This is a genomic window from Paenibacillus sp. Marseille-Q4541 (assembly GCF_018310695.1).
Lineage (GTDB): Bacteria > Bacillota > Bacilli > Paenibacillales > Paenibacillaceae > Paenibacillus.
Map to the genome: position 1 here is coordinate 58,957 of NZ_JAGXCY010000019.1, position 21,755 is coordinate 80,711.

Consider the following 21,755-nt stretch of genomic DNA (forward strand, 5'->3'; position numbering starts at 1 on the left):
ACTACGCTCATAAATGTAACCAATTTCATACTACTGGATAGCAAATTTTTAATATAATAGGTGCTAAATGGATTCTTTATCTTATCTTTGTGTGTGAATGGGGGGATATACTTATGGAACTTGCTCAACTCGCCTATTTTATTAAAGTTGCTGAACTGGAACATGTAACCCGGGCAGCAGAAGAATTACATATGGCACAACCAGCACTAACCAAAGCGATTCGACAGTTAGAAAGAGAACTGAATACGCCGTTATTTGATCGATTGGGGAAGTATATACGGTTAAATGAAAACGGAAGAGTCTTTTTGAAATATGCTACGGAAGCTTTACAGCTATTAGAGGATGGAAAAAAGCAGCTGCAAGATACCATGGAAGGAAAAAAAGGTACTGTGCAGCTGGCTTTGGATGTTCATGCTCAAGATGTGCCCGAGCTAATTATGGAATATAATAAAAAGTTCCCTGAGTTTAATGTATCTATCGTGCCCTATGTGGAATTAAATTTCCATTATGATTTATGTATGACGAGTATGCCAACATTACCACCTACTATGGAGCGTATTTCCTTATACAAAGAAGAACTTCTTCTAGCCCTGCCGGCTTCTCATCCACTGGCTGGCCATGAAGCTATTCAGCTACATGATGTGAGACACGAACCTTTTATTATGGCACCTGCTTCAGGCAGTTTGCGATTCGTTACAGACCGTTGTTTGACTATGGCCGGAATACAGGTCCCCGTCGTACTAGAAAGCGAAGATCCAACCCTGATTCTGGGTATGGTTGCTGCTGGACAGGCTCTTGCAATAGTTCCCTCCAGATCATGGGATCATCCATCTCCATATCCGGGAATTACTTTGCGCAGAATTGTGAATGCAGGAAGCACAAGAACCGTCACACTATGCTGGATGAAAGGTCACTATTTATCCTGCGCTGCAGAGAAGTTCAAAGAACTAGCAATCAACTATTATCAGTCCAAATGTGAATTAAATGATGGTATGAGACAGCCCGAGTATGCACATTAACACATGATACCGACTGTCAAAATGCTTATTCAAAGTCTTTCAATCTTATCTCCATACGCCTACTTCTCGTTTGCATTCCCATGGACTCATAGAATCGAATCGCTTCTGTATTAAATTCCAATACGCCTAGTTCTACAGATTCCGAGCCATTTTCCTTAGCATAATGAAAAATATATTCCAGCAGATGTCGGCCTGTTCCTAGTCCACGAAAGGCTTCATCTACACACAGATCGTCAACGGAGATGAATTTACGATTCCGATAAATGGAACGCTGCGGAGCAACATGGATTCGAATAATGGCATAAGCGATAATAGTACCCTCATGTTCGGCCACGAAGACTTTAGATTGAGGGTCCTGTAACAGCTTTTGATAATAATCAGACTTCAAAGGACAAGGATCGATGTTAAAAATATCCGGTCTTGTCTCCGCATGAATGGCCTGAATTTGGGCTACGAGCCGGGATATTTGATGATAATCCCCACTGGAAGCAATACGAATGGTGGATTCCATCATATTATATCCCCTTTATAATTCCATATTTGGTATGGATATTATAACAGATATCTTAGTCACCGCTATGTTTTGGATACACCAAGCAATACAGCAGAGATAATGATGAGTACGATGCCGATGGTAATAAATACGAGCTGTCGTTTTGACTTATGCTCTTTGAGAATAAAAATACCTCCAAGTGTAGCTACTACAACGCTCATTTGAGAAAGAGTAAAGCTTGTAGCTACCCCGACAGATGCTTGCGATATAAACAAAAACATATTCCCCGTTGCCCAGATTAAACCTGGCAATATATTTTTGAGTGCATACGTATTGAACGGTTTATGTTTTGCTGTAAGGACAAGACCACCGATCATCATACCAAAACCTTGCGGCAATAACACATCCCAACCATCAATTCCAAACAAACGAACAATAACGACATACACTAGATAACCGAACGTGGAAACAAGCAACGTAATGATTCCTTTTTTGAGGTTTCCTCCCCCGTCATCTTTGTCGTTCTTATCTTTAACAGAAGTGAAAATAACTCCGGTTACAATTAGCACTAATGCAATAATCCCTAAAGTAACAGATTTTCCTGAATCCCACTCTTTAAATATCAACGCCCCAAAGAGCGTAGTTGCTACTAGCTGCATTCCCGTAGAAATAGGTAACGCTTTGGAAACTCCCATTAAATCGACTGTTTTGAGCTGCCCACCTTGTCCCACAACCCAGAAAAATCCAGAAATAAGACCTATAATGATCGTTTTCATATCCAATTGAACCGGATCATACAAGTATATTCCTATAGAGAACAGGAGAGCTCCCATTGTAGTACCCAGCGTTTGGCTGTATGGCCCTCCGCCAATTTTGACATTAAACAAAACAAGACTTCCCCAAAAAATCGCGGGGAGTATAGCGTAAAAAATATCCACTTTCGTTATCCTTCTCTCTATATGATGTAAATGATGTCGATTATGTCCATGTGATGTAAGAGGAATAACGAGACATACTACGTAATATGTAAACCGAAATATTAATTTTGAATTATATATGATATTTATTTTGCTTTTTATCATTAATTATCCGTATTGCGAAGCAAAACAACTCCGTTTTCAACTTCATGAAGGACTGGATTCTCTCTTATTCAAAGAAAAGGCAGTCCCCCTCAACTACTCAAGATAATTTCATCCAATCCATGCTTAAAATGACGACACACATTACTAATAAAATGGCGGATGTCGAAACCCCAGACATCGATCCTTTTCCAAGTTTGAATTGCATAATGATCGCGGAAGCCATAATAATCGCTAGAAAAAAAGCACCCACGGCTCCAAGTAAAAAATTCCATGTCCCAATAAAGAGTAATACGGCTCCCAAAATCTCAATAATACCGAGCACATGACGAAACCATTCGGGTAATCCAAAGGATTTATATCTTGCATCGATTTCTTTGGAAGTAAACTTGCTAATTCCTAGCATAATAAATGCTACCCCTACCACAATTTGCAGTACCGTTGCCAACATATATACTATCCCCTCTAAAAGAATTGATTAGGACTAGTATCCATTGGCTCCGGTCATGTTATACGAAAAATGGCTTCAAAGTAAAACATCCCAGCGATGCTGGTTCTTTTCTAGCTTAGGATGAAGCGACACCGGTTGATCCACAAGGATTAATCTAATCTTGGTGATCCATTCGTCAAAAAACGGATAAGAAGCAAAGCAGTTCGCATATTCGCTTGGCAGCAAAAGAAAAAAGGGACCTTTGTACTTTTCCGTCAAATGCCGGAGTGCTGCTTCCATAGGTGTATATTTCTTTCGTTTTCCTTCCCAATTTTCAACCACGACGATACCTTCATTTTGCTCTCTTTTCCATTCATGTAAGCGATCTTCCCTTTTATAAAACGGAAGAACCGAATGATTCGCCATTCGTTTTACTGTCGCTTCATGCAAAGGATAGAGAACCAGCTTCGTGAATTTACGCGATTCTACAGTTGTTAATACCTGTGACAATTGTTTATCTGTTACTTTTTCAAAATCATCGTAATAAATCAGTGTCCCCTTATATGTTTCCTTAGGAGGTTCATAACCATAGGGCACAGCGTGTACTTCTCTCGCCATTAATGTCTTCCTCCAGTTATCCCGATTATTTATAGTCCGTTTTATAAGTAACCATATTACAAGTATCTATAATATATGTGAATCCTACTCACATTTCTGATGATTGGTTTTGTTCATGGTATAACCGGTACGTATTTGCCAAGCGAAACAGGATTCGAACAAACAGAAACATCAAGAATACTTGTATGATCGCGAGCACAAAGATACCAATCGCCCAATCTTCATTCATATTCATGATAAAGGGATACCAAAATAGCTGAAGAACCGATATTCCGATCAATGCTTTTCGTCTAGTCTTGAATGTAACTACAAGTGCTTCATCTTCGATTTGATGCCATATGGATAATTGGCCAAGTGCCCTGAACAGTAGAACGATCATAAGCAAATTCAGAATGGAGTACAATTGTCCGTAAATAAGGTAATGAAGAGGTACAACAGGAGACCACTGCATCATGCTGACATCGGGTATCCACACCGATATTATTGAACCAATGAATAATACAATAGTTATCCATTTCACTTTTTTGAACAATGAATGCTCCCATTCCAGTGCGGAGAGCGCAAAAAGAATAAGCAAATACCCAATCAGATCATTAAAAACATCAAAATTCATAATGTTAAAATCAAAAATAAGGAGTACAAATCCCCAGGCCATCCGTCGCAGCGCATTTTCACTGATTGTTGTTTTGGAGAGGTCTGTCATTGAGTTACACCTCCATTACGAACAAGGGTCTTGATGTCTTTCTCCGAATAATAAAGATTGTTATTGGTAGAAATAAACTGATTCACTTTGGTCCCATCCGATTTTCTAAATTGAATCATAACTGCTGCTTCCATATTAATAAATCCATCTTTCAGAATGTCTGGCTGAAAATATTCATACTTAAAACTTAATAAGTTCCCTTTCTTCTCATACCTTGGATACGTAAGACTGTCATAGGATTTACCATATAGTTTTAGCTCGAATAAGTGATCCAGTTTGTCTGGCAAAGATGATTCTACTTTTTCCATTGCTGCATTCTGCATCATTTCAACCTGGTATAATCCAGTACCGTCAGTAGAAGCACCAGACTGGCGCATATCAATCACCACATTGTTCGGAGCGGAATCATCTGCGCGAAATATTAGCTCTCCAATATTAACAAGCTCCGATGTACCATCATCATAATACACCTTAATATTACGGACTATCAGCTCCCTTTCCGGGTCCTTTAGTATTTTTTTATCCTGTTCCGTTATTTCGAAATATGTAGAATACATCGTTTGGTATTTGTATGAATCCCTTTCTTTTTTACCAGATCCGATTTTATTCAGTTGTTCAATCTCAATCTCATTCACTTTCTTACCTGGACCTTTGTTCTCTAGCCACGTAATTTCAAAAAAATTCGTTCCATTATAGATCGTTGTTGTCATATAATGTGCGGGAAATACAGGCTTTGCAAGCTGCATACTATTGTAATATAGAAGGTTCCCAGCCCAAAAAATCAGCAAGATCAGGAAAAGACCTGACCACATTAGTGTAGTTTTGTGCTTCTTAGATGTTTGGATCAGATTGTTTTTCTTTTTCAATTCGTACTTCCTTCCTAACTTTATGATGATTGGGGTTACATTATCCTCTGACATACTCCGCCGCCTTTGCCATCCGGTACAATACGCGAATAAATAAAATAAAGAGAATAGCCGAGATCAACAGAGGAAACATGATATAAACAATCGTATCTTCCCTGCTATTAAGAAAGAATGGATATAACAGCATCTCAAGCATCAGAGCACCAATAAGCCATATACTCCTTTTCCGCATGGACTGTTTAAGTAAACCCGAACGTATATAATACCATAAAGGGAGATCCCAAAGCCCGCGGTAAACGAAATACACCAGAATAATCAGAAAGAGATGTAATGCTTGATCATAAAGGTGTGTTCCAATAGGTATGGATTGAAAAGATTCAGCCGTGTTTGTTGAAGGCATGAATGATTTGGGTAGAGAAATGACACTTAGTAACAATGCAAGCCATGAACCTCTCCGAAAAGCGGATGAACTTGAGCTTAGTGCTACAGCCGCCCTGTAAATCAAAAAATAACCTATAAAATCTGCCAAAATATCAAAAGAATAGATCCCAATAACGATACGAAAATTAATCAATACAAAAATAAAGCCTAATCCCATTCGCCGCAGCGGTGTAGTGATCTTTGTGCGCAGTAGATACTTCAAATCATTCCCCACCTTCCCTGCGTACCAGTGTTCTTATCTGTTCTTCTGAGAACTGAACTTCCATCATGTATAAGTTTACTTTTTGTACTACGGTGGAATGATCCTCTAGCTTAAAATAAAGTAATACCTCCGGATTGAATACGGCCATAGATCCTATGCCTATCTCTGAAATGTCCAACTGATAAGTATCCGTAGCGGATCATCTGTACTCAGCTCCATTTCACGTAGATCCGTATAATTCACTTCATTTACCATCAAATGGAGAACCCGCCCCACCTCTTCGGACTGACCCAGTACTACGCGTTCAAGGATGGCAGGTTGAAGCATTCGCAAGGCCGTCTTTCCATCCCCACTCGTGGACCCACCGCTAAAAGTTTGTTTAACTAACGAACCTTTTACCGATTCATCCTCCTGATACAAGCGAATTTCCCCAATTGAAATCTTTTCAGATGTACCATGATGAGAAGCAGCCCAAAACCAATGGAAACTCTAAGTGGAGTGAACGCTTTTAGCCATTTCATAATATATATCGCCCCATTTCCAGTCCTTATTTTAACATTTTTTAGCAAATTAGGGTGAGAATGATTATTAACATTTTAATAAAATTCTGTTCAAACAAAAAAAGCTTGGCGAATAGCCAAGCTTTTGTATTTCCTGAATATGCATAGGTTAGTATAGAAAGTTCATCTATTCTCAAGAGGTACATGTTTCGTCCTTAAAAATGAGTTCTTTGTACATGTTTACTTGTTCAATCATATGCCCAATATTCCCTTCCCCTGCATACAGAGACATATCAAAAAAATCTTGATTCAAATCAGACCAGTATAACTCATTTTCTTCCCCTGAAATCATCACATCATGCTTCAATTGTCCAGCGTAAACTTCAACATAGCAATGTTGCAAATAATAGGTAAAATCCATCACATGATGTAAATTAATATCCTCTTTAGAGATGCTCGTTTCTTCGAACAATTCTCTATAAGCAGCTTCCATCCCATTTTCTCCAGTCTCAATTTTCCCGCCGACAAAATTACTTAATCCTATGTAAGGGTTCTTTACTCGTTTGCACATTAATAATTGGTCTCTATCTTTGTTATAAATCATAAGAACGTTATACCCTTGCATCCGATAGCCTCCTATTTTGTATTCTGACTTTCTTTACTAGTTAATTTAGCTTCTTCAAGAATCATGATATAACAACAAAATGACGTGTCAAATTGATGATCAATTTGCACGCCATTTTATAAATTTGTATACTTCACACCGCACCACGACCAGCGTATTAATATTACTTTCCTTTCACGGTTGCAGGCTTGCGAGCAAGTTCTATATTCTGTTCCGTGCTGTCAGCACCGCTTGCCGTGTGTCCAGCTACTCTTTTCACAAACAAAGCAACAACGAATCCGAGACAAGCAAGGATAAGGCCTACTGTAAATGCATCCATTACGCCTGCCGTCATAGCCGCATTCGTATCCGCAAGCTGAGGATTAGTAATTCCCGCAAGTGCCTTTTTCTCCCCGTTCTGCATTATGGAAATGAAGATAGCTGCACCAAGAGCACCCAACGTTTGCTGTAGGGTAGTGAGAACCGCTGTTCCATGAGGATATAGCTCTGCAGGAAGTGCATTAAGGCCATTGGTTTGTGCTGGCATCATAATCATGGCAATGGAGATCATCAAAAAGGTCTGTAGAATCATCACGAGCCAAGGAGACTCCAAAGACAGCTGCATGAAACCGAAGATCGTTATAATTAACATGATCATACCGGGAAGAAGAAGAATCCGGGGACCAAATTTATCAAACACTTTTCCCATCACGGGTGACATAAGCCCATTAAGTAGTCCTCCAGGTAGCATGACCATTCCCGTCATCAAAGCGCTATAAAGTAATACTTCCTGCAAATATAGCGGCAGTACCAACATCATGGCAAACATCGTCATCATCACAATGATGGATAGCACGACGGCTACAGAAAACATAGGGTAAATAAATACTTTCATATCCATGACAGGTGAAGAGAGCTTGATCTGCCTCCACACAAACAAAGCGAGAGATATCGCACTGATGGCAATAATGAAGGTAACGTAGTTCTGGATTGCTCCGCCGCCTCCTTCGCCCATACTCCCGAACCCAAATACCAGTCCGCCAAACCCCAAAGTGGAAAGAACAATAGAAAATACATCGAGCTTGGGTCTACTCGTACTTGTCACATTGCGTAATTTGATTATTCCGAAAATAAGGGTCACAGCAACAATCGGAGCGACCAGGATAAATAGCCAGCGCCAAGATAAATGTTGCAAAATAAATCCGGACAATGTCGGACCAATCGCTGGCGCAAACATGAGAACGAGTCCAATGAGTCCCATCGCGGCCCCTCTTCGTTCAATTGGAATGACGGCCAAAATAATATTCATCATCAGCGGTATTAATATTGCAGTACCCACCGCCTGGATTACTCTTCCTAGAAGAAGAATACCAAAACTTGAACTGATAGCCGCGAGAACGGTACCGATCAGAAATAGGGTCATCGCAGACAAATATAGTTGTCTTGTTGTAAATCGCTGAACAAGGAATGCGGAAACAGGGATAAGCACACCAATGACCAGCATGTAGCTTGTAGATAGCCACTGCGCTAGATGAGGTTCAATGTTTAGATCACCCATGATCTGAAACAGAGCTACATTCAGAAGGGTCTCATTCAGAATTGCAACGAAGGCACCTGATAATAGAACAGCAAGAAGTTGACCGGTTTTAGGAAAGGAAATACTCTTCTGCCCGTTGTTATCTGCTGATTCGTTAACTCCAGTAGTATTCAATTTCTCTCCTCCATCCTATCTATAAATATATGTAAATCCGGCGTTATCTCCTTCTGATTCCACCACAATCGTAAAGGAATAAAATGAACTTAAAAGAATTAGATCTGCGGACAATGAAGGGAATTCCAGTACATCACGTTATGAGGAACACCGAAGTTTGACTAGCGGATAGTTTATTATTTTCGCTTGAAAACACTTGTGATTTATCACACTTTTACAACATACCACAACCCTGTTTCATCCGCATCGGTCTTTCTTTCCTATATTTGTTTTTTACCTCTTTTATGTGTTGGCGATGATCTTTAATTTTTTGTGAACACCTTAATTTGTGACAAATGCTTTTCTCTCAATATGAACAAGGGATTCCGCTGTTAAGCCACCTCTAAACCTTGATCTTCATCATTCGGGATTGTGATTTTTGTCATACTCACATTACATATCTTGTAGGTATGATACACAAATAGATCTATATATAGTGTGCATTTCACTACTAAAACGTTAAAAACATACAAATACAAACAACACATAACAGAAAACGGAAATCGTGAAGGAGACAATCCATATGGCAAAATTAGAAGCATTCATTCCCACTCCAAAAAAACCGGACGAACTCACTTATATGATGGAGCAAATTATAGGCAGCAAAGATACTGACCTGCTAAGAGAAAATGCAAATATGAACGGAGACTCTTTCAGCGGTAAAATGAGTAAAATCGGTTCAGAAACAGCCAAGAAACACGTCATGAGCCATGTTCTACCTAAACAAGTTGCGCGGGCAATTGAGCAGGGAGAACTGTATGTACATGATCTAGATCAATACGCACTCGGGACAACCAACTGTATTTTTATTCCTTTTGATCGGCTCCTTGAACGCGGCTTTAATACGGGCAATGGATCTGTGCGAACACCCCAGTCCATTATGTCTGCAATGTCTCTCGTAGCGATCATTTTCCAATCCCAGCAGAACAGTCAATTTGGGGGCGTTTCTGCCAATAAAATCGATTGGGACCTTGCTCCATACGTGACTCGTTCTTTTAGAAAGCATTTTCGAAAAGGTCTGCAGTTGTTTGAGGAAACGTCGTCACTTGCTCAAGATCGTATTCATATGAGTAGTGAGGTGGCAAAAACGACTTGTCCCAAAGCTTTTGCCTTTGCAACTAATGAAACCATTCAAGAGACACATCAAGCTGCTGAATCCTTAATTCATAACCTGAATACGATGAGCAGCCGAGCCGGAGGTCAAATACCGTTCACTTCTCTCAACTATGGACTATGTACTTCTGTGGAAGGAAGACTTGTATCACATGCACTTCTTGATGCAACGATTGCAGGGCTTGGACATGGTGAAACCCCTGTTTTTCCACAGCATATTTTCCAGTGTAAACAAGGGATTAACCAGACTCCAGGTGAACCTAACTATGATCTATTTGAAAAAGCGTTGGAATGTTCTAGCCGTAGATTATATCCAAATTTCGTGAATGTCGATGCTACTTTTAATTTGCCATTTTATCGTGAAAATGACCCGGATACGATTATTGCTACCATGGGCTGCCGGACACGTACGATAGCAGATCGTTATGGCCGTAACCGCCAAAGCGGAAAAGGGAATTTATCATTTAATACAGTGAATCTCGTGAAACTAGGTATTGAACATGGAACGGTGTACAGAAAACGGACAGAACCTGATTTGCATGGATTTTATAAAAATTTACACCGGGTTATGGAGATTGCCCTTGAAGGTTTGCTGCATAGATATGCTATTCAGTCCATCCAACCAGCTAAGGCCTCGGACTTTATGATGCGGGAAGGCGTCTGGGAAGGGGGAGAACATCTTCAGCCCGATGAGCCGGTAGCTTCACTCCTGAAGCATGGAACACTCTCTATTGGATTTATAGGACTTGCTGAATGTATGAAAGCTTTGTATGGCAAACATCACGCTGAAGACGAGATTTCATATCAAGAAGCAGTTAAAATCATTGAAATGATGCGTGATTTCTGTGATGTAAAAAGTGACGAGTATGGGCTGAACATCACGCTGTTTGCAACACCTGCCGAAGGACTTTCCGGTAAATTTACAGCTATTGATCGGGAGCATTATGGAATGATTCCGGAAATAAATGATCGTGATTATTATACGAACTCTTTTCATGTTCCTGTCTACTATTCTCTTTCTGCTGCAAAAAAAATACAGCTGGAAGCACCTTTTCATAAGCTATGTAACGCCGGAGCGATCTCTTATGTAGAACTTGATGGGAATGCGAGAAACAATCAAGACGCATTCCGCCGTATCGTACAATATGCCTTGTCTCAAAATATCGGATATTTTTCTGTTAACCATCCCTTAGATCGTTGTCCGTCATGCGGCTATGAAGGTGTCATTGGTACGGAATGCCCAAGCTGTGGAATTAGCGAAAATGACATCCATTTTAGTCGTCTTCGTCGAGTAACTGGTTATTTAACTGGTGATTACACGGTACGATTCAATTCAGCTAAACAAGCCGAAGTAAGAGATCGGGTTAAGCATCTATGACGCCCTTCTCCATTTGCGGATATATTCCAGAATCGATTAATGAGGGTGCGGGTCTACGTGCGGTTGTTTTTATCAGCGGTTGTAAGCATGCCTGCCCCGGATGTTTTAACCCATCTTCTTGGAGTTTCAGAGCAGGGAAGCCATTCACTGATGAGGAGCAACAACGCATTATTCAGGAGATTGCAGATAACCCGTTACTGGACGGACTTACTCTTTGCGGGGGAGATCCTTTTTTCTCTGCTCGTGAATGCACTGCTTTCGTTCATAAGTACAAACAACGTTGTCCCGAAAAAACGCTATGGGCCTATACAGGGTTTGTCTATGAAGAGTTGATGGAGGATCAAGAGATGCGTACGCTTGCCGAACAATGTGATGTCATCATTGATGGCCCATTCAAACTGGATTTAAAAGATACAACGCTTCCCTATCGGGGAAGCCGTAATCAACGGATTATTGATGTAAAAGCGTCCTTAATCAACGATTCTGTCGTTACTTTATAAAAAAATAAAAACATCCGGTGAACATCTAGTCTCTTGCATGTCCCGGATGTTTTTTCTTTTTGTACCCACATTGAAAAGATAGATAAAAATTGATTGTCTTATGTGAATTTTTCATATGTTGTGATTTTTAGATAAGTAGTCATTTACCTCTTCGTTGCTCATTGTATTGTAGATTCCATCCAGAATCGTTCGCCATATGAAGTGGTTGTCTTGAAACATCTGAGGGACTTCCGGAATAAGAAGGGTACAAACATTCCGTAGATGATAATCTAGCGGCGTAATGTCAGACACCGGTGCGTGATTCACAACAAGTAGTCTATACTCACCCACTACAAGGTCATTTAAGACACTTACAAGTTCTTCGGTTTCATATGGCGTTGTTTCTGTGCGTAGAAAAAAGATTCGCTTACCGCTCTGCACCAGTTGCAAGAATCTGCGCGCTCTATAATCCAATTTTTCTCTCAATTTTGAATAGCTTTGTAAAATTTCCGGATCATTTTCTTCCAGTGGGAAGTCATGAACGGAATACAAATCATAGGCTGAATCCCGGATCACATAACATCCTGAATCGGAACTTGCTCCGTAATACTGAAGATTCTCTCTTTTCATCAGGTAACTGAATCGATCGCGAAGCATCGCACTTATACCCGATAAATGAGGGGAGATCATCCAGTCAATCACACCGGCTATGTTACGAATTCGACTATGATTAAGCTGACTCGCAGGCAAGCAGTTATGTCCGAGGCTAAACAGTACGTCATATCCCCCTTTTAATTCATCGAGTTCCATCACCTACTCCTCCTTGTAGCCAATATTTATCCTTATTAGATTAGAGTAAGCATAGTTACGCCTGTGCGATTGAACTTATATTATGAAAAATAGAAAAATAGGCCCCTCAATCTTAGAAACCGAGGGATGAATCCTTTGACTACCGTTTTGCTTTATTTATGGACCGGAGAAAGAATGGCTACAATTATTCCAGCGGTAAAGGTGACAAACTAAGCGACCTTTCGATTTGTTGATTCATTGTTCTATCGAAGCGGTAATGATACATAATTACGGAAATTAGGGTTCATACTAGCCAAATGGAAAGGGTGAATTGACATGAGTGAAGACAAAACAAATCGCGGAGCCGGTTTTGATTCCATACCTGAGCCGGATCCAAAGCATGTCCCCTTCGATTGGACCAACCAATCAGGATCCATGACGATTACCAACTTGACAGAAGATGTACTGGAGACAGACGATAAGAATGAGGATGAAGAAAAAAAGCGATAACCAGGAAGCGCAAAATATGTGGCTTTCATCAACTTATCGCCGCAGTTATTCTGCGCTTCAGAATCCACAAAAAAGAGAGAAGCCTACGAATGAATAGGTTTCTCTCTTTTTTGAGTTATGCAAATAGGATGCTTACCAAAAAACCATCAGGAAAGATCCCAAACTTCGTGGATTTTAGGAACGTCAGAGATGAGTTGTCTAGTATAGTCGTGTTGTGGATGAAGGATCACTTCTTCTGCCGGTCCCCGTTCCACCACTTTTCCTTGTTCCATAATGTACAGTGTATCACTCACATAATAGGCGAGCCCTACATCATGCGTTATGAAAATAATCGTCATTTTGTTCTCATCTCGCAGTTTTAAGAGCATGTCAAGTATTGTGGAACGTGAGCAAGCATCTACCATCGATGTTGGCTCATCTGCAATCAAAAGTTTGGGATGAAGCATAAAAATTCTTGCAATCATCAGCCGCTGCATCTGTCCCCCCGACAGCTCAAACGGATATTTATTGTATAGTTCTTCAAATTTTAAGTTTACGAAAGAACAAGCTTCTTTCATTCGCTCATTTTCCTCCGCTTTAGATAAGGTAACGCCTTGCAGTTTAAGACAATCTTGAAGCAATTTCTCTACTTTATAAAACTGATTAAAGGAAGAGAACGGATCTTGGAATATAGCTTGGATATCCTTCCAGTAGTTTTTACGATCTTTATGGCGGCGTAAAGTTCTCGGTTTTCCTCTGTATTCAATCTGTCCGCTCGTTTCTTTTAACAACCCCATCATCATTTTGGCAAGCGTCGTTTTCCCACTACCGCTTTCCCCTACAATTGATATAATTTCTCCTTCATGAAAGGTAAAATCCACCTGATCCACTGCTACAGTCTTCTGTTTGCCGTACCCAAAAACTTTAGTGACCTGCTCTCCGCGGAGCAGTACATTTCCTTTATTCATTTTTGTACCACTCCTTTAGTGTGTGGGAGTCAATGATACATCGGTAAACACGGTCCTCTTCTTCCCGAATGTTGATTTTGCCTTGCAGACACTCTTCATGTGCATATTCACATCGAGGTGCAAAACGGCAACCGACAGGAACTTTTTTGAGATTAGGCGGTGTTCCAGGGATCGCGGTCAACTTGTGCTCCTTCATCCCCGCTTCTGGTACAATAATAGAACCCATCAGCTTTTTCGTATAGGGATGTACGGGATTAAAAATCATCTCCTCTGCCGTTCCACGTTCCACAATCTCCCCTGCATACATGATCATGATGTCATCCGTCACATGATAAAGGAGCGGAAGTTCATGCGTGATAAAGACCAGGGATTCGATATACCCTTTCTCCAGCAAATGCTTCATCAGCCGTATGACCGCTTTTTGTGAGGTAACGTCAAGCGCTGACGTCGGTTCATCTGCAATGAGCACTTTGGGATTAAGAATGGTGGAAATCGCAATAACTGTCCGCTGCTTCATACCACCCGATAATTCACTAGGAAAAGAGTCTAGCACTTTCGGAGGTAAGCCAAGCGTATGGAATCGCTCTTCTGCCATTTTCCGTACTGATTCCCGCTTCAGTTCCGGTCTATGCTCCTTCATAATATCTTCAATAAATCGGATGATCTTAAGTGTCGGATTTAGAGCATTCATAGCTGCCTGTGGAATATAGGCAATCTCCCTGCCGAGCACTTGTTTACGAAGCTGTTCTTGGTTCAATTTCATAATATCGGTTCCATCTATCATAATTGACCCGCCTCCAAAATGAAGCGGAGCAAAGTAAAACCCCATCAGGCTAAGGGCCAAGGTAGATTTACCACAACCCGATTCGCCCGCAATACCTAGCGTTTTTCCTTTTTCTAGCTCAAAACTGACCCCGTCCACAGCATATACATGTTCTTTCAATCGGGTCCGGTAATAGGTTTTCAGGTTGTTTACCGTTAGGATCGGACTTGTCACCTCTACATCAGCTCCTGATCTTCGGATTAAATATTTCATCCATCCCCGTATTCATTAGATACAAGGAAAAAGTAATGACCGCGATGGCGACAGCCGCAGGAATAAACGCCCACCAAGCTCCTGCTACCGGGGCTTCAAATACAAGTGCCCAGTTCATAATTATGCCAAGCGAAATAGTGTTATAAGGTCCTAGTCCGAGCATCGATATCGATGCCTCTGATAGAATGCCAGATGCCGTCTGCAATACAAAGGCCATCACCACATAAGAAGCGATATATGGCAATATTTCAGAAATAATAATACGTGGTGTACTGTATCCTGAAATTTTTGCAATCCCTACATGATCCCGGTTACGAAGCGATGTCGTTTGGGCCCTAACGGCCCTTGCCGTCCAAGGCCAGCTCGTCATTCCGATAATGATCGCCGTTACCATCGAACTGCGTGAATCAATACTGACAGAAATAAGAATCAGAATGATAAATGACGGGATTACAATAAATATGTTCGTGAAAGAAGTGAGGATATTGTCCAGTACACCGCCAACGTAACCCGAGATCAGCCCCACAGCGAGACCAATGATGGTGGCAAACACACCTGCGATAAAACCAACAAGAAGTGAAGTTCGGATACCATAAATGAGCTCAAGGAACAAATCCCTGCCGAAATTATCGGAACCCAGCCATAGTTTTCCGTCCGGCGGCTGATAAGCCATTGCGATCATTTCAAGCGGATCGTTTTGATTAATGAGCGGATAGATCATGACAACAAGCAGCATGAGAATAAGCGTCCCTGCTCCAATCATAAATTTCGGTGATCTGAGCAATATTTGTACCGATGTGTTCATATTATTGGTCCTCCATTTGCGAGGCTTTAATTCTTGGATCAATGAATCCATAGACGAGATCAATCGTAAAATTGGCAAGCAGCACAGCAACTGCTATCAGCAGTGTACAGCCGGAGATGAGCGGATAATCAAGCTGACGAATAGCTGTAAACATCCACGTGCCGATCCCTGGATAGCTAAACACAATTTCACAGATCAGCGATCCCCCAACCATCGTGCCTATCGATAAGGCGAGCCCCGTAATTTGCGGTAACATTGCATTTCGGAAGACGTAACCTGCAATTTTGGAATCCCGAATACCAAGCAATTTTCCATATAAAACATAGTCCGAATTCAGTTCATAGATGGACATTTCCCGCATCCCAATTGCCTGACCGCCGATGGTTACCAGAACGATAGATAAAAACGGGAGAGTGTGATGCCGTATAACAGACCATATAAATTCAAAGCTCATTGTAGGAACGAGTTGATAATCATATCCCCCATGAAGCGGGAACCAGTTCAATGTCAAAGCAAAAACGTAGAGCATAATAATGGCAAGTGTGAAAAAAGGAATCGAGTTTACAAACAGTGCAACTGGAAAAATGACCTTATCAAAAACACCTTTGCGGTATGCGGCTACAGCGCCGAGTACATTCCCAACGATCCATCCAACAAGAATAGCTGGCAGCTGGAGACCCACGGTCCACGGAACCGCTGAAGCCAGAATATCCGTTACCGGCTTAGGATACATACCAAAAGAAGTTCCGAGGTTTCCTGTAAATAAGTTTTTCAGGTAGATAATGAACTGCTCCCCTAGCGGCTTGTCAATCCCGAATTCGATAGCAAACGTTTCGTATACTCGCTTTATGGTATCGCTATCTGTCATCCCCTGTGTCATCTCCGAAACAATCATACTCACCGGGTTTCCCTCGATTAAACGGGGCAGTAAAAAGTTGAGTCCAATAGCAATTACCAGGGTCAGTAAATACCACAGCGATTTTTTCGCAACATATTTCCCATAAGTATTCAAATCATCTCACCCCCTGAAATAGCTGCAAATACTTAGATTCATGGTAGAAAATAGACCTATACCTGGCTGCAGAAGCCTTCCAAGTATAGGTCTAGCTAACTAATCTTCGTTAATTGTGTATTTCATACAACGCCCGGATTCCTGCACCATCCATAACGATTTGAGGCGGAATGTTACTGCCGTCTCCTTCTGCAGGGAACCCTTTCCAAACCGACTCGTTCACGGTATGGAACACCCATGGACGATACATTAGCGGAATGGAAGGAATATCTTTTAGCCAAATCTCCGTAAGTTCTGTGTACAAAGCTTTGATTTCCGCTTCATCCGAAAGGGTTGGAATCTTCTCAATGATTTCATCTGCACGTTCATTTTTATAACGACCCCAGTTCCAGAAGGCCATCTCTCCCATAGGAGCCACACCTTCTGAATACATAATTGTCATGGCACGGCTCCATGGCTGACTTGGGCTTACTCCGCCGGCAGGCGTGTTCATAATAATATCGAATTTCCCAGTCTGCAGGTCATTTGTCCACACAGGTGCTTCCGGGAACTTGGTGCGAATTTCAATCCCGATTGCCTTGGAATTTTGGGCTACAATTTCGAGCGCAGCATTCCAGTCAGACCAGCCATATGGGCATTCAATTTCATAGGGTCCGAGACGTTGACCGTTCAGGACACGAATGCCATCTTTGCCTTTTTTGGCGCCGATTGAGTCTAGCAGCTTATTGGCTGCATCGACATCAGTAGTCCATTGCAGTGATTTGATCGCATCCTGATCCACGTATTTGGATTCAGCAGCTGTATTCAGCGTCAGTGAAGGTTCCATCGTAGCTGAGTAGCCGCTGATTGCTAGTTCCGAAATTTTGTTATAATCAATTGCCATCGCAATGGCGCGTCTTACATCCGCATTGTCGAGACCTTCCTTCGTTAAGTTAAAGAAGATGGAAGGCATGGAACCTGGCACGTAATAAGGCGCATCCTTTAAGAAGGTTTTGACCGGAGCTCCATCTTTCCACATATTCATGACTTGAGGGATAAACTGCTGTGATACATCGACTTGACCGCTCTTGAAAGCAAGGTCCCCTGCAGCATTGTCTTTGTAGATAACATGCGTAATATATTTAGGGGCAGGAAGCTTGCCGAACAATTTCTGTCCCCAATAATTATCATCACGAACGATCGTAATTTTCTGATCGTTATAAAAATACATTTTGTACGGGCCAGTACCTACTGGAGCATCATTTACTTCTTTACGAATGGTAGATAAATCTCCATTTGCCTTCTTTTCGATCTCATCCCAAATATGTTTTGGCAACATAGGGATCATCTCGATACTATCAAGTACGGCCAGTTTATTCGGATTGTCAGGATTCAGCGTAATCGTGACAGACTCCGGACTCGCTGCTTTCACTTCACTGATGTAAGTCCAGAAGTTACTCCAGTTAATATCGTATTTTTTGCCAAGTTCGTAGGTATACACTACGTCTTCTGACGTAAAAGGTGTGCCATCACTCCATTTGGCATCCGTATTCAAATCAATTTGCAACGTCTTCTCATCTGTCCACTCATACTTTGTACCAAGCAGCGGCTCAAGGTCACCATTCAGCTGATTAATCATAAACAGCGTCTCGTATACCAATTCTCTGGAATTTCCATAGTTAATCGGAAAAGCTGGATTTCCACTCAGCAAATTAAAGTTTGTGGGGGCTCCCCACTGCAAGCCATTAATATAGAGCGTTTCATTTCTTGGGGTCGCCTTCGCATCCGTTTGCGGTTCCGTTTCCTTGTCACCTGGAGGAACATTTTGTGTTACTTGCGGGTCACTCGTAGATGGTGGAGCAACACTTTGACATCCCCCGAGGATAAAGGCAGATGTCATAAGAAGTATTAATGTAGACTTGATCCCCTTCGTCAACTTCATGTTCTAACCTCCCATTCATGGATCTCCCTAAACCTATGTTGCGGAGAAACAAACAAGATACGGATGGAAGCGCTTTCTCAGGTGTCTACAGCAATTCTATGCCCTCTCTTTCATTCTAATTCCTCTCTTTTTTAGGTGTTGTCTAAGTTCAGAGCATAAAAAAACACCAGGTATCGTGTACCTGATGTTAGCAACAGATTTATCCCTTTTATAAACACTGCTTGAACTTTAGTTCACGACCTTCTTTTCTTCTACTAACGTTTTTAATCTTCCTGGATAGTCGGTAATGATTCCATCTATTCCTATTTCCAGTAGCTTTTGCATATCCACTACTTCGTTCACAGTCCATGCAAAAATTTGCACACCTTCCTGCTGAACCGAGTCGTAATCGCCCTCTTCCAGTTGTATGAAATAAGGATGTAATGAGTATGCATTCACCCCTGCGGCTTCTGGCAATTGCTTGGGACAAGCAAAATTCTGGGTATAGAGAAGTCCTGTCTTCACTTCAGGATTCAGACTTTCTAAAGTGCGCAAGCTGTCAAAATGGAAAGAAGATACGACAACGCGCTCAAACATGTCATAGTCTTCTAACAAAGCTAACAACTTTTCTTCAACCCCCTCTGAAATACCGCCCTTGATCTCGACATTAATTATGAGATGATCGGGAGCAAGATCGAATACTTCCTTTAGTGTAGGGATGACTTGTCCCTCATAAGAAGAATCGAACCATTGTCCAGCATCTAACATACGAAGTTCCGAGAAGGTCATATCCTTCACTTTACCTTCCCCGTTCGTTGTCCGATTGACGGTATCATCATGAATAACCATAATTTCTCCATCTTGAGAAAGATGAATATCCAGCTCGAAAGCATCACAGCCTTGTTCCAGTGCAAGTTCAAAAGCAGCGATCGTATTCTCAGGAGCTTCGCCTTTAGCTCCGCGGTGGGCAATAATTAGCGGCGACTTCATACAATCAGCACCTTTCTCTAAATGGAAATAAACGATAAACACAAGGTTTTCACTCATTACATAGTTCAGTATAAGGAGTTCTTCTTCCTCCTTCACCCGTTTTATGTTAATTCTATGTCAAGAAATAAAAATGAGTATTCATTAAAAAAGCCAAAGGTGAGTAAATCACCCTTGGCTTTTTCCGACTTTACTTTGTGGTAAGTTTCAGTGGCGCTGCAATTAGCTTGTCCACTTCTTTGCCTTGCACAACATCCGACGCTGCTTTCACTGCAAGCTCTCCTATTAACTTAGGCTGTTGAGCAACCGTTGCGGTGAGTCCTCCAGCATTAATAGATTTAATCGCATCATCGTTTCCGTCAAAACCGACGACAATGATATCTTTTCCTGAGCTCTGAATGGCTTCCATTGCACCCAGTGCCATTTCATCATTGTGAGCAAACACGGCTTTCACATCCGGATTACCTTGCAGCAGATTCTCCATAACGTTCAGTCCTTTCGTACGGTCGAAATCTGCTGCTTGCTTCGCAACCACGTTCAGCTTCTCGTCAGCGATGTTGTGGAATCCTTTCCCGCGTTCACGAGTAGCAGAAGCACCTGGTACTCCTTCGAGTTCAATGACTTTCGCATCTTCTCCAAGCTGATCAATAATATATTCTGCTGCCATTTCCCCGCCTTTTACGTTATCGGAAGCAACGAGCGCTTCTACTTCACCTTTGTCAGCAGAGCGGTCTAGTGTAACCACTGGAATGCCTAGTGAATTGGCTGTTTGTACGACATTGGAAATCGCTGCAGAATCAGTTGGGTTGATAAGTAGGGCACTTACACCTTGCTGGATAAGATCATCGACATCATTACTTTGTTTTGCTGAATCATTCTGCGCATCGACAACAATGACTTCAATTCCTTGTTTTGCCGCCTCAGCGACAACCCCATCTTTAAGGGACACAAAAAATGGATTATTCAGCGTCGAGATCGACAGCCCTATTTTCATCTCGCTAGTGTCTTGGCTTTTGTTAGGCTTAGCCCATTCAGGAGGCTGCATAGAGCAGCCTGTCATAATAAGCATGAGCATGGCGGTAAATATGAGCGTTAATTTTTTCATGAGTTATCTACTCCTCTTATGCGGTTTTCTTACGGTCGATGAGTACAGCGATGACGATAACGACACCTTTCACAACCATTTGATAGAATGAAGAAACACCTAGCAAGTTCAGACCATTGTTCAGCGTTCCGATAATGAGCGCACCAATCAGTGTTCCTACAATAAGTCCACGTCCGCCGGTAAGACTAGTTCCGCCAAGAACGACCGCCGCGATTGCATCGAGTTCGTAGGAAGTACCCGCTGTAGGCTGAGCCGAATCGAGTCTTGACGTTAGAATGGCACCTGCTAGCGCAGATAGCATCCCCGCGAGAGAATAAATCATGATTTTTACTTTATCTACTTTAATCCCGGATACGAGAGCTGCTTTTTCATTACCACCAATTGCATATGTCTTACGTCCAAAAGAAGTTTTATGGAGAATCACCCACAGAATTGCGAATGTAATCATCATTGTAATGGCTGGAACCGGAATTCCTAGGAAATAACCGCGACCAAACAGTTGAAACGCCATATTATCCCCAAGACCCGTAATCGGATTACCATTCGTATACACTAAGGTAAGTCCGCGGAAAATTGTCATCGTAGCAAGTGTGGCAATAAAGGGTGCCATTTTCCCTTTTGTAATCAAAAGTCCATTCATCATCCCCATTACGCCACCTAACAATACGCCGACAATAATGGCCAAAATGGGATCAAATCCAGACAACATCAAATTCGCTACAAATGCACTCGACAAAGCGAGTATGGAACCTACGGATAAGTCAATCCCACCTGTCAGAATAACAAACGTCATTCCGAAAGCGAGCAGTGCATTAATCGATACCTGTCTCAGTAGATTTAATATATTAAGCGGTTCCAAAAAACTCGGATTGAGTACAGATACAATGATAATTAATAAAATCAGTCCTAGAAACGGTCCCAGTTTTCCGCCAATTTGAGAGAGGGAGAACCCTTTTTTCACTCCGGCATCATTCGCTTTACTTGTCATG

23 protein-coding genes are annotated in these 21,755 nt (G+C 41.6%); 4 read left to right on the plus strand and 19 right to left on the minus strand.

Annotation, left to right across the window (positions count from 1 at the left end):
• Positions 1-113: 113 nt before the first annotated feature.
• Positions 114-1,019 carry a LysR family transcriptional regulator gene (locus KFT32_RS17630; RefSeq protein WP_211748550.1) on the plus strand — a complete coding sequence of 302 codons (906 nt, stop codon included), beginning with the start codon at positions 114-116 and terminating at the stop codon, positions 1,017-1,019.
• A 25-nt stretch (positions 1,020-1,044) separates the two neighbouring features.
• Here KFT32_RS17630 and KFT32_RS17635 read toward each other — a convergent pair whose 3' ends face one another.
• From KFT32_RS17635 to KFT32_RS17680, 10 genes are all read right to left on the minus strand, one after another.
• Positions 1,045-1,533 (minus strand): GNAT family N-acetyltransferase, encoded by a 489-nt coding sequence (locus tag KFT32_RS17635; RefSeq protein ID WP_211748551.1) that lies wholly within the window; start codon positions 1,531-1,533, stop codon positions 1,045-1,047.
• 62 nt (positions 1,534-1,595) lie between these two features.
• Positions 1,596-2,450 (minus strand): GRP family sugar transporter, encoded by an 855-nt coding sequence (locus KFT32_RS17640; RefSeq protein WP_211748552.1) that lies wholly within the window; start codon positions 2,448-2,450, stop codon positions 1,596-1,598.
• 241 nt (positions 2,451-2,691) lie between these two features.
• Positions 2,692-3,042, minus strand: a complete 351-nt coding sequence (locus KFT32_RS17645; RefSeq protein WP_211748553.1) for a DoxX family protein — start codon at positions 3,040-3,042, stop codon at positions 2,692-2,694.
• A 75-nt stretch (positions 3,043-3,117) separates the two neighbouring features.
• Positions 3,118-3,639 carry a hypothetical protein gene (locus tag KFT32_RS17650; protein WP_211748554.1) on the minus strand — a complete coding sequence of 174 codons (522 nt, stop codon included), beginning with the start codon at positions 3,637-3,639 and terminating at the stop codon, positions 3,118-3,120.
• An 88-nt stretch (positions 3,640-3,727) separates the two neighbouring features.
• Complete coding sequence (locus tag KFT32_RS17655; RefSeq protein ID WP_211748555.1) at positions 3,728-4,342, minus strand: hypothetical protein; 615 nt, start codon at positions 4,340-4,342, stop codon at positions 3,728-3,730.
• The gene (locus tag KFT32_RS17660) at positions 4,339-5,262 is read right to left on the minus strand and encodes a hypothetical protein (protein WP_211748556.1); all 924 of its coding nucleotides are present in this window, start codon (positions 5,260-5,262) and stop codon (positions 4,339-4,341) included. Before KFT32_RS17660 ends, KFT32_RS17655 begins: the two co-directional genes overlap by 4 nt.
• Positions 5,249-5,851, minus strand: coding sequence for a hypothetical protein (locus KFT32_RS17665; protein ID WP_211748557.1), 603 nt, complete (start codon positions 5,849-5,851; stop codon positions 5,249-5,251). The genes KFT32_RS17660 and KFT32_RS17665 overlap by 14 nt, the downstream gene beginning before the upstream one ends.
• A 159-nt stretch (positions 5,852-6,010) precedes the next feature.
• A complete protein-coding gene (locus KFT32_RS17670) occupies positions 6,011-6,271 on the minus strand; it encodes a hypothetical protein (RefSeq protein ID WP_211748558.1) in 261 nt (86 codons plus the stop codon).
• Positions 6,272-6,544: 273 nt separating this feature from the next.
• Positions 6,545-6,976: an NUDIX hydrolase gene (locus tag KFT32_RS17675; protein WP_211748559.1), complete on the minus strand. Its 432-nt coding sequence runs from the start codon at positions 6,974-6,976 to the stop codon at positions 6,545-6,547.
• A 163-nt stretch (positions 6,977-7,139) separates the two neighbouring features.
• Positions 7,140-8,666, minus strand: a complete 1,527-nt coding sequence (locus KFT32_RS17680) for an MDR family MFS transporter (protein WP_211748560.1) — start codon at positions 8,664-8,666, stop codon at positions 7,140-7,142.
• A gap of 619 nt (positions 8,667-9,285) precedes the next feature.
• Between KFT32_RS17680 and KFT32_RS17685 the strand changes: the two genes are divergently transcribed.
• Positions 9,286-11,196 carry an anaerobic ribonucleoside triphosphate reductase gene (locus KFT32_RS17685; protein ID WP_481856349.1) on the plus strand — a complete coding sequence of 637 codons (1,911 nt, stop codon included), beginning with the start codon at positions 9,286-9,288 and terminating at the stop codon, positions 11,194-11,196.
• The gene (gene nrdG / locus KFT32_RS17690) at positions 11,193-11,696 is read left to right on the plus strand and encodes an anaerobic ribonucleoside-triphosphate reductase activating protein (protein WP_211748562.1); all 504 of its coding nucleotides are present in this window, start codon (positions 11,193-11,195) and stop codon (positions 11,694-11,696) included. Before KFT32_RS17685 ends, nrdG begins: the two co-directional genes overlap by 4 nt.
• A gap of 111 nt (positions 11,697-11,807) precedes the next feature.
• Here the strand turns inward: nrdG and KFT32_RS17695 are convergent, their stop codons facing one another.
• A complete protein-coding gene (locus KFT32_RS17695; RefSeq protein ID WP_211748563.1) occupies positions 11,808-12,485 on the minus strand; it encodes a DUF1796 family putative cysteine peptidase in 678 nt (225 codons plus the stop codon).
• 315 nt (positions 12,486-12,800) lie between these two features.
• Here KFT32_RS17695 and KFT32_RS17700 point away from each other — a divergent pair, with 315 nt between their 5' ends.
• Positions 12,801-12,974: a hypothetical protein gene (locus KFT32_RS17700; protein ID WP_211748564.1), complete on the plus strand. Its 174-nt coding sequence runs from the start codon at positions 12,801-12,803 to the stop codon at positions 12,972-12,974.
• Positions 12,975-13,120: 146 nt separating this feature from the next.
• Here the strand turns inward: KFT32_RS17700 and KFT32_RS17705 are convergent, their stop codons facing one another.
• The 8 genes from KFT32_RS17705 to rbsC form a co-directional block, all read right to left on the minus strand.
• Positions 13,121-13,921, minus strand: a complete 801-nt coding sequence (locus KFT32_RS17705) for an ABC transporter ATP-binding protein (RefSeq protein WP_211748565.1) — start codon at positions 13,919-13,921, stop codon at positions 13,121-13,123.
• Complete coding sequence (locus KFT32_RS17710) at positions 13,914-14,957, minus strand: ABC transporter ATP-binding protein (RefSeq protein ID WP_249435960.1); 1,044 nt, start codon at positions 14,955-14,957, stop codon at positions 13,914-13,916. Before KFT32_RS17710 ends, KFT32_RS17705 begins: the two co-directional genes overlap by 8 nt.
• Positions 14,926-15,762: an ABC transporter permease gene (locus KFT32_RS17715; protein ID WP_211748567.1), complete on the minus strand. Its 837-nt coding sequence runs from the start codon at positions 15,760-15,762 to the stop codon at positions 14,926-14,928. The genes KFT32_RS17710 and KFT32_RS17715 overlap by 32 nt, the downstream gene beginning before the upstream one ends.
• Before the next feature lies 1 nt (position 15,763).
• On the minus strand, positions 15,764-16,774 hold the full coding sequence (locus KFT32_RS17720) for an ABC transporter permease (protein WP_211748568.1): 1,011 nt from the start codon (positions 16,772-16,774) through the stop codon (positions 15,764-15,766).
• Between the two features lie 109 nt (positions 16,775-16,883).
• Positions 16,884-18,695: an ABC transporter substrate-binding protein gene (locus KFT32_RS17725; protein ID WP_211748569.1), complete on the minus strand. Its 1,812-nt coding sequence runs from the start codon at positions 18,693-18,695 to the stop codon at positions 16,884-16,886.
• A gap of 228 nt (positions 18,696-18,923) precedes the next feature.
• A complete protein-coding gene (locus KFT32_RS17730) occupies positions 18,924-19,664 on the minus strand; it encodes a glycerophosphodiester phosphodiesterase (RefSeq protein WP_211748570.1) in 741 nt (246 codons plus the stop codon).
• 187 nt (positions 19,665-19,851) lie between these two features.
• Complete coding sequence (rbsB, locus tag KFT32_RS17735) at positions 19,852-20,766, minus strand: ribose ABC transporter substrate-binding protein RbsB (protein ID WP_211748571.1); 915 nt, start codon at positions 20,764-20,766, stop codon at positions 19,852-19,854.
• A 16-nt stretch (positions 20,767-20,782) separates the two neighbouring features.
• On the minus strand, positions 20,783-21,754 hold the full coding sequence (gene rbsC, locus KFT32_RS17740; protein ID WP_211748572.1) for an ABC transporter permease subunit: 972 nt from the start codon (positions 21,752-21,754) through the stop codon (positions 20,783-20,785).
• Position 21,755: the final 1 nt, after the last annotated feature.

What these genes read in the sequence shown, in the direction of transcription:
- KFT32_RS17630 (WP_211748550.1), top strand. Translation starts at nt 114, where the DNA reads ATGGAACTTGCTCAACTCGCCTATTTTATTAAAGTTGCTGAACTGGAA.
- KFT32_RS17635 (WP_211748551.1), bottom strand. Translation starts at nt 1,533, where the DNA reads ATGATGGAATCCACCATTCGTATTGCTTCCAGTGGGGATTATCATCAA.
- KFT32_RS17645 (WP_211748553.1), bottom strand. Translation starts at nt 3,042, where the DNA reads ATGTTGGCAACGGTACTGCAAATTGTGGTAGGGGTAGCATTTATTATG.
- KFT32_RS17650 (WP_211748554.1), bottom strand. Translation starts at nt 3,639, where the DNA reads ATGGCGAGAGAAGTACACGCTGTGCCCTATGGTTATGAACCTCCTAAG.
- KFT32_RS17655 (WP_211748555.1), bottom strand. Translation starts at nt 4,342, where the DNA reads ATGACAGACCTCTCCAAAACAACAATCAGTGAAAATGCGCTGCGACGG.
- KFT32_RS17660 (WP_211748556.1), bottom strand. Translation starts at nt 5,262, where the DNA reads ATGTCAGAGGATAATGTAACCCCAATCATCATAAAGTTAGGAAGGAAG.
- KFT32_RS17675 (WP_211748559.1), bottom strand. Translation starts at nt 6,976, where the DNA reads ATGCAAGGGTATAACGTTCTTATGATTTATAACAAAGATAGAGACCAA.
- KFT32_RS17685 (WP_481856349.1), top strand. Translation starts at nt 9,286, where the DNA reads ATGATGGAGCAAATTATAGGCAGCAAAGATACTGACCTGCTAAGAGAA.
- nrdG (WP_211748562.1), top strand. Translation starts at nt 11,193, where the DNA reads ATGACGCCCTTCTCCATTTGCGGATATATTCCAGAATCGATTAATGAG.
- KFT32_RS17695 (WP_211748563.1), bottom strand. Translation starts at nt 12,485, where the DNA reads ATGGAACTCGATGAATTAAAAGGGGGATATGACGTACTGTTTAGCCTC.
- KFT32_RS17700 (WP_211748564.1), top strand. Translation starts at nt 12,801, where the DNA reads ATGAGTGAAGACAAAACAAATCGCGGAGCCGGTTTTGATTCCATACCT.
- KFT32_RS17705 (WP_211748565.1), bottom strand. Translation starts at nt 13,921, where the DNA reads ATGAATAAAGGAAATGTACTGCTCCGCGGAGAGCAGGTCACTAAAGTT.
- KFT32_RS17710 (WP_249435960.1), bottom strand. Translation starts at nt 14,957, where the DNA reads ATGAAATATTTAATCCGAAGATCAGGAGCTGATGTAGAGGTGACAAGT.
- KFT32_RS17715 (WP_211748567.1), bottom strand. Translation starts at nt 15,762, where the DNA reads ATGAACACATCGGTACAAATATTGCTCAGATCACCGAAATTTATGATT.
- KFT32_RS17725 (WP_211748569.1), bottom strand. Translation starts at nt 18,695, where the DNA reads ATGAAGTTGACGAAGGGGATCAAGTCTACATTAATACTTCTTATGACA.
- KFT32_RS17730 (WP_211748570.1), bottom strand. Translation starts at nt 19,664, where the DNA reads ATGAAGTCGCCGCTAATTATTGCCCACCGCGGAGCTAAAGGCGAAGCT.
- rbsB (WP_211748571.1), bottom strand. Translation starts at nt 20,766, where the DNA reads ATGAAAAAATTAACGCTCATATTTACCGCCATGCTCATGCTTATTATG.
- rbsC (WP_211748572.1), bottom strand. Translation starts at nt 21,754, where the DNA reads ATGACAAGTAAAGCGAATGATGCCGGAGTGAAAAAAGGGTTCTCCCTC.